Source organism: Ensifer sp. 22460 (assembly GCF_052044935.1).
In the GTDB taxonomy this organism is placed as follows: domain Bacteria; phylum Pseudomonadota; class Alphaproteobacteria; order Rhizobiales; family Rhizobiaceae; genus Ensifer.
Genome location: NZ_JBQENZ010000028.1, coordinates 111,403 through 117,558 on the forward strand (window position 1 = coordinate 111,403; position 6,156 = coordinate 117,558).

The 6,156-nt window shown below is 60.0% G+C and carries 10 protein-coding genes; 8 read left to right on the top strand and 2 right to left on the bottom strand.

The genetic code is table 11. The features are described 5' to 3' along the window. Positions 1-5: 5 nt before the first annotated feature. Genes ACTJKM_RS28605 through ACTJKM_RS28620 form a run of 4 tightly spaced genes read left to right on the top strand, consistent with a single transcriptional unit; the run spans position 6 to position 2,153 of the window. A complete protein-coding gene (locus tag ACTJKM_RS28605) occupies positions 6-263 on the top strand; it encodes a type II toxin-antitoxin system VapB family antitoxin (RefSeq protein WP_057252921.1) in 258 nt (85 codons plus the stop codon). Then, positions 260-661: a type II toxin-antitoxin system VapC family toxin gene (locus ACTJKM_RS28610; RefSeq protein ID WP_057252923.1), complete on the top strand. Its 402-nt coding sequence runs from the start codon at positions 260-262 to the stop codon at positions 659-661. The genes ACTJKM_RS28605 and ACTJKM_RS28610 overlap by 4 nt, the downstream gene beginning before the upstream one ends. A 33-nt stretch (positions 662-694) precedes the next feature. Further along, a complete protein-coding gene (locus tag ACTJKM_RS28615) occupies positions 695-979 on the top strand; it encodes a DUF7673 family protein (RefSeq protein WP_440638504.1) in 285 nt (94 codons plus the stop codon). Next, positions 972-2,153 (top strand): site-specific integrase, encoded by a 1,182-nt coding sequence (locus ACTJKM_RS28620; RefSeq protein WP_058321955.1) that lies wholly within the window; start codon positions 972-974, stop codon positions 2,151-2,153. Before ACTJKM_RS28615 ends, ACTJKM_RS28620 begins: the two co-directional genes overlap by 8 nt. 6 nt (positions 2,154-2,159) lie before the next feature. On the opposite strand, the gene ACTJKM_RS28625 is transcribed toward ACTJKM_RS28620, so the two are convergent. Both ACTJKM_RS28625 and ACTJKM_RS28630 read right to left on the bottom strand, forming a co-directional pair. Then, positions 2,160-2,495: a hypothetical protein gene (locus ACTJKM_RS28625; RefSeq protein WP_440638506.1), complete on the bottom strand. Its 336-nt coding sequence runs from the start codon at positions 2,493-2,495 to the stop codon at positions 2,160-2,162. A 213-nt stretch (positions 2,496-2,708) separates the two neighbouring features. Beyond that, entirely contained in the window at positions 2,709-2,915 is a 207-nt protein-coding gene (locus ACTJKM_RS28630; protein ID WP_440638508.1) for a cold-shock protein, read from the bottom strand. A gap of 555 nt (positions 2,916-3,470) precedes the next feature. Here ACTJKM_RS28630 and tnpA point away from each other — a divergent pair. The 4 genes from tnpA (at position 3,471) to ACTJKM_RS28650 (ending at position 6,111) form a co-directional block, all read left to right on the top strand. Further along, positions 3,471-3,824: an IS66-like element accessory protein TnpA gene (tnpA, locus tag ACTJKM_RS28635; RefSeq protein ID WP_440660025.1), complete on the top strand. Its 354-nt coding sequence runs from the start codon at positions 3,471-3,473 to the stop codon at positions 3,822-3,824. After that, positions 3,821-4,168, top strand: a complete 348-nt coding sequence (gene tnpB, locus ACTJKM_RS28640) for an IS66 family insertion sequence element accessory protein TnpB (protein WP_018240454.1) — start codon at positions 3,821-3,823, stop codon at positions 4,166-4,168. The genes tnpA and tnpB overlap by 4 nt, the downstream gene beginning before the upstream one ends. Positions 4,169-4,240: 72 nt before the next feature. Then, entirely contained in the window at positions 4,241-5,806 is a 1,566-nt protein-coding gene (gene tnpC, locus ACTJKM_RS28645) for an IS66 family transposase (RefSeq protein WP_440660024.1), read from the top strand. After that, on the top strand, positions 5,806-6,111 hold the full coding sequence (locus tag ACTJKM_RS28650; RefSeq protein ID WP_440660022.1) for a hypothetical protein: 306 nt from the start codon (positions 5,806-5,808) through the stop codon (positions 6,109-6,111). The genes tnpC and ACTJKM_RS28650 overlap by 1 nt, the downstream gene beginning before the upstream one ends. Positions 6,112-6,156: the final 45 nt, after the last annotated feature.

Genomic DNA, 6,156 nt, shown 5'->3' on the forward strand with positions numbered 1-6,156 from the left:
ACGCAATGTCCGAACCGCAACTGTCCGTCCGCAGCACCAAGGCCAGGGATCTGGCGCACGCGCTGGCGCGCCGCACGGGTCAGCCGATCAACAGGCTCGTCGAGCAGGCGCTCGAGCACTACGATCTGGAACTGCGCCAGCAGTCTATCCGGGCGCCGATCGATGTCCTATCGGATTTGATGGCCGAAGGGCGGCGTGCGGTCTCGGCCGGCACGACATCCGCGCATGACGATTACTACGACGACTACGGTTTGCCGCGATGATCGCTGTCGATACGTCGGTCATTCTGGCGATGGCTCTGGCAGAGCCGGAGGCCGAACGGTTCACTGCGTTGGTGGGGCAGGAGGCCGTTGCGATCGGCTGGCCGACGCTGCTTGAGGCGCGCATGGTGCTGGCAGGCAGAGGATTTCCCAACGCTTCGGACATTGTCGATCAGCTTGTCCAGCTGCCGAACGTCACCGCGATTGCGTTCGACGAGGCGCATTACCGAGAAGCGGAACGAGCGTTCGACCGCTTCGGCAAAGGCCGCCATCCGGCCACGCTCAACATGGGCGACTGCTTTTCCTATGCTGTTGCGAGGATCACCAAAGCGCCGCTGTTGTTCAAGGGCAACGATTTTGGCCAGACGGACCTGAAAATTCACCCGGCATCATCCGGCTGAAGGACGATTGCCCACCAAGCCCGACGGGATCCCATGGAAGACCGCGTCAGATTTGCTCTCGAAAAACTGCTGACCATCGCCCACGAGGACGCCGGCCAGGGCCGGCGGGTGGCGAAATTCCTGCTCGCCTGGTGGAACGCCGACGCCAATGGGGGCTTCGATCTCGCCGACCTGTTCGCCGTCGACCGCGCGGTCTCGGAGGACATGGCGACGATCTTCACCTCTCTCGCGCGGGAGGAAGATGCGGTCTACCCGACCGACTACCGCGGCGAGCTCGAAAGCATCATCAAACGCTGGCGGCCGCAAACCGATGGCTAAATCCGGCAAGAGCGTGAAGGCGACGTCCATTTCCGACGCTGTGCTGCGGCGTGCAGAGCAGCTCGACGCCCTCGAGGCCATCCTGCCCTTCGATCGCCGCGACCGACTCGCCGCACTTCTGACCGACGACGACGTCGATACCCTCAAGCACCTCGCCGGCGAAGGCATTGGCGACAATACACTTCGCGCACTCGCCTCCGATCTCGGTTACCTTGAGGCCTGGTGCCAACTCGCCACCGGCGTCCCCCTCCCCTGGCCCGCACCCGAGAGCCTGCTGCTCAAGTTTGTCGCTCATCACCTTTGGGACCCGATCAAACGCGCCGAGGAGCCCAGCCATGGCATGCCGGCGGAAGTGGAAGATGGCCTCCGTGAGCGCCGGCAGCTTCGGTCAGAGGGACCGCACGCGCCCGACACGGTGCGGCGTCGGCTGACGAGCTGGTCGATCCTCACCAGGTGGCGCGGCCTTACCGGCTGCTTTGACGGTCCTTCGCTCAGATCCGCTCTGCGGCTCGCCGTTCGCGCCAGCGCCCGACCACGACAGCGCAAGAGCAAAAAGGCGGTCACAGCCGATGTTCTGGCGCAATTGCTGCTGGCCTGCGCCGGCGAAAGCCTGGTGAACTTGCGCGATCGCGCACTGCTGTTGGTCGCCTTCGCGTCCGGCGGTCGCCGCCGCTCGGAAGTGGCGGCATTGCGGGTCGAGGATCTAACCGACGAAGAGCCGGTGCGGGCCAACCCTACCGATGAAAACTCCGCCCTCCTCCCATGCTTGTCACTCCGCGTGGGCCGGACGAAAACGACGACGCGTGACGACGACGAACAGGTAGTCCTCATCGGCCGGCCAGTGGTCGCGTTGCGACGCTGGCTTGAGGAAGCCGATATCAAGGATGGCCCCGTGTTTCGGCGCATCGACCAGTGGGGAAACATCGACCGGCGAGCCCTGACACCGCAATCCGTCAACCTGATCCTGAAAGGCCGTTGCAAACAGTCGGGACTCGACCCGACCTTGTTTTCGGCGCATGGACTGCGGTCAGGTTATCTCACCGAGGCTGCCAACCGCGGTGTTTCCTTGCCAGAGGCAATGCAGCAGTCGCTGCACAAATCGGTGACCCAGGCGGCGCGCTATTATAACAACGCGGAGCGAAAGAATGGACGAGCGGCCCGGCTCATCGTCTAGGCGAGGCTACGCGCCGAATAATGTATCAGCTCGCTTCTCAAACGACTGCCATTCTTCAGGCTCAGCTTCCGCCTCCGATCTATCGCGCAGGTCAGCGGCTACCGCCGCCCGGCCCCAGGCTTCAGCGCGCTGCATAAGCGACACCATCTCTGCCTTCAAGCGATGCGAGCGCTGGAGGTCGGCGGCTTGCTCGGCATTCTGGCGCGGATCATAGAACACGCCGATTTCCGCGTCGGCCGCCTTTCGTTCCGCTTCCAACTGCGCCGTCAGTGCGGCCAACTCGGCCTTCACCGCAAAATACCGTCTCATCACAACGATGAGTTCGCAGTCGTCCGTCTCCATGAGCTCTCCCGAGGTTCTGTTTGCATGAGCACAATGATGATCAACAACAAGGCAGAATCGCGATGGGTCATTGGACTTCAGAGTTTGGCGCAACGAAAAAATCTGGCGTGGAAGGAGTGGGCCGCCCTAGCGTGAGTGACCGCCAGCATAGGAGGAGGAGTGCTGTTGCCGAGCAATCCCGCCTCCCAAGAAGATCGCAGTGCGAAAATCGGCCTAGGCCTGCAAATTGTCCGCCGACATCTTGCCTGACTTGCGGTCCGAAACCAGTTCGTATGTGATCTTCTGACCATCTTTCAGCTCTAGCAACCCAGCCCGCTCAACCGCAGAAATGTGGACGAAGACATCAGCCCCGCCGTCATCCGGCTGGATGAAACCAAACCCCTTCGTCGCGTTGAACCATTTTACGGTACCAGTCGCCATAACGTCTTCCTTCGATCATTTGCCGTGCCGCCCCAACGGCGGACATGGCTCGCCTCTACGCGAGAACCATTAGACGCTACTGCGCCCCGGACAAGGCTGAATTCATCCCGGACGACTGACAGCCTTGCGCCGTTATCTTCTCCCGCCGCGGCAGGCGAAGATAACGGCCATCTCAGCGCACAAAACTTCGGTAACATTCGTGGGTGAGGCAATAGGGGGGGTCAGTTTTTCATTTCGCCCGACACCGCGCCAGCGACCTTACTTCTGCGACGGTTCAGGCCGCGATAGCCCGAAAGGGTCGCCCGTGTCGCACCACTGCCACGGAGACGCTTCCAATGTTTACAGACACTTAGAGTGGGAGTGCACAATGACTCAGGTCCGGCCTGAGGTCTGATCGCCCGCTCGACGATGTTGGAGTCGAGCTCGATGCGGCCGTCGGTCGTGAGCGTCCGGTGAGCGGATTTTGCTGAACGAGCCAGTTAGGCGATGTTCTGGCATTAGAACCAGCATTAGTGCTGGCACTAATATCAGATCTGAGAGGTTGGCATGGCTCGCATGGAGATCATTTCCGGCGTTGAGCGTAGGCGGCGGTGGTCGAAGGAAGCGAAGCTGGCGATATTGGCTGAAGCCGATCAACCGGGCGTTCGCATTGGTGATGTCGCTCGTCGCCATGACATTTATCCTGCGCAGATCCGTTTATGGCGGAAAGCGCTTAGCCACTTCGATGTGTCAGCAACGTTCCTTCCGGTCCACCTGGTCAACGAAGTAAGCCTCGGGCAGATGCCGGCGGCCGGCGGGGCGCCCGCGCTTATCAAGATCCAGCTACGAAATGGTCGCAGTTTGAAAGTTCCGGCGGACATTGAACGCAAGACGTTGTCATCGTTGATCGCGTGTGTTGAGGCTGCATGATCGGGCCGACAGGAAATGTGCGGGTCTACTTGGCTTGCGGGGTGACCGATATGCGGCGCGGTATCGATGGTCTGTCTGCTATGGTCGAGGCGGTGATCAAGGAAGCGCCGGGTTCCGGAGCGATCTTCGGCTTCCGTGGAAAGCGCGCCGACCGGATCAAGCTTCTATGGTGGGATGGCCAAGGGTTCTGCCTGTTTTACAAGATTCTCGAGCGCGGATACTTTCCTTGGCCGACGGCGAAAGATGGTGTTGCGCATCTGACGCAGGCTCAGTTGTCGATGCTTGTTGAGGGGATTGACTGGCGCCGACCAGCGTGGACTTCCGCCCCTGGCCGCACGGGTTAAAAGCTATATTTTACAGGCACATCCGGGGCAAAACGCTAGTGCTTTCGCTGCAAATCGGCTATGTTTTTGGGCATGAAAGCACCGCCGCTGGACAGTCAGGACGAGCTATTGGCATTGCGCGCGCTCGTCGCAGAACAGGCGGCGAAACTCAGCGCACAAGAAGCCGAAGTCATCAAACGCGACTCGATCATCGGCCTTCTGCGCGCGCAGTTGGAACTGCTCCGACATCGGCAGCACGGCGCATCCTCGGAAAAGATCGATCGGAAGATTGAGCAATTCGAGCTGATGCTCGAGGAGATCGAGGCTTCCCGCGCCGAGGCTGATGCTCGTTCCGGAAAAGGCCTGCTGCCAGATCTGGATGATACCCCCGACAAGCCGAAACGCAGACCTCTGCCGGATGGCCTTCCAACTGAAGAGCGGGTGTACACAGCGCCCTGCAGTTGCCCGACTTGTGGTGGCATGTCGTTCCTGAAGGCGGCCGACAAGGTGGTCCAGGTGATGGAGCATGTGCCGGCTTCGGTGAAGATCGTCCGGCATATCGAGAAGCGCATGGTCTGTAAGGACTGCGACACGACGGTATCGGGTGAGATGCCGAGCTTGCCGATCGAGCGAGGGAAACCTGGACCAGGACTGCTCGCACACATCATGGTCGCCAAATTTGACGATCATATCCCACTCTATCGTTTGTCCGAGATGTACGACCGGCTGGGGATAGACATCTCCCGGTCTGTCATGGCGGACTGGGTTGGCCGTGTGTCCGTTCTGCTCTCGCCCCTCATCTTGCTGATCAGAGCCCATATCGCCGCGGTCGACCGAGTACACACGGACGATACGCCGGTCGATGTTCTCGATCCAGGACGAGGAAAGACGAAGACCGGCAGGGTCTGGGTCTATGTCTTCGACGGCAGCGGCTACCAGGATCCCACGCCCGGAGCGATCGCCTATTACTATAGCCCCGACCGAAAGGGCGTGCATCCGGCTGAACACCTCGCTGACTTCAGCGGCGTAATGCATGCGGATGGCTATGCTGGCTATAGCAAGCTTTACGGCAACCAGATCATCGAAGCCGCCTGCATGGCGCATGTTCGCCGCAAGTTCCATGATGTGATCAAGCTCAAGCCATCTCCGATCGCCGACGAGGCTCTGTCGCGCATCGGTGCACTCTACGATATCGAGGATCGTATCCGCGGCATGTCTTCCGACGAGAGGCGAACACTGCGCCAGCAACACGCCAGACCCATTCTGGCGGACCTCAAGGCTTGGATTGAAACGTCGCTTTCGACGCTGCCGCAGAAACAGAAGCTTGCCGAAGCGATGCGATACGCTCTCTCGCGATGGGCAGCTTTGAGCGTCTACATTGACGATGGCCGTGTCGAAATCGATAACAACATAGCTGAGCGCGCTATGAGGCCACTCGGAATTGGAAGAAAAAATTGGCTCTTTGCTGGGTCAGACAAGGGCGGCGAGCGCATCGCCAATATCCTGACCATCATCGAAACAGCTAAACTCCATGGCCACAATCCAGAGACCTATCTGGCAGACGTCCTGACCAGGATCCAGAGCCATCCCAAGGATCGACTTGCGGAACTGCTCCCGTGGCAGTGGACTCCGGCAAAAGACCGGTACGAGGCTGCGTGATGGCACGCTCAAGGATCATCTATACCCTCAAACAGGTCGCTGAGATGATCGGCGAGAACCTCGAGTTGATCGAAGAGGTGACCGCCAACTCGGATAATATCAGCGAAGGCGAATTGCTTTATGTCCGCGACGGCAGCGAATACGGCACAAAGGGCCTGACCGAGAACGGCGTGGACGAGCTCCAGAATCTCCTCGCCGACATACGGACATGGGATGGTGGAATCCGCCAGTTTCTCGTCGATGAACAATGCGATCCGGATGTGGTCGACCGCGTAATGGCAGACGAGATGAAACGCGACCTATAATATCGGCCTCTCGACCAAGCGAAAATGCCTTCGCCGGACGCTCAC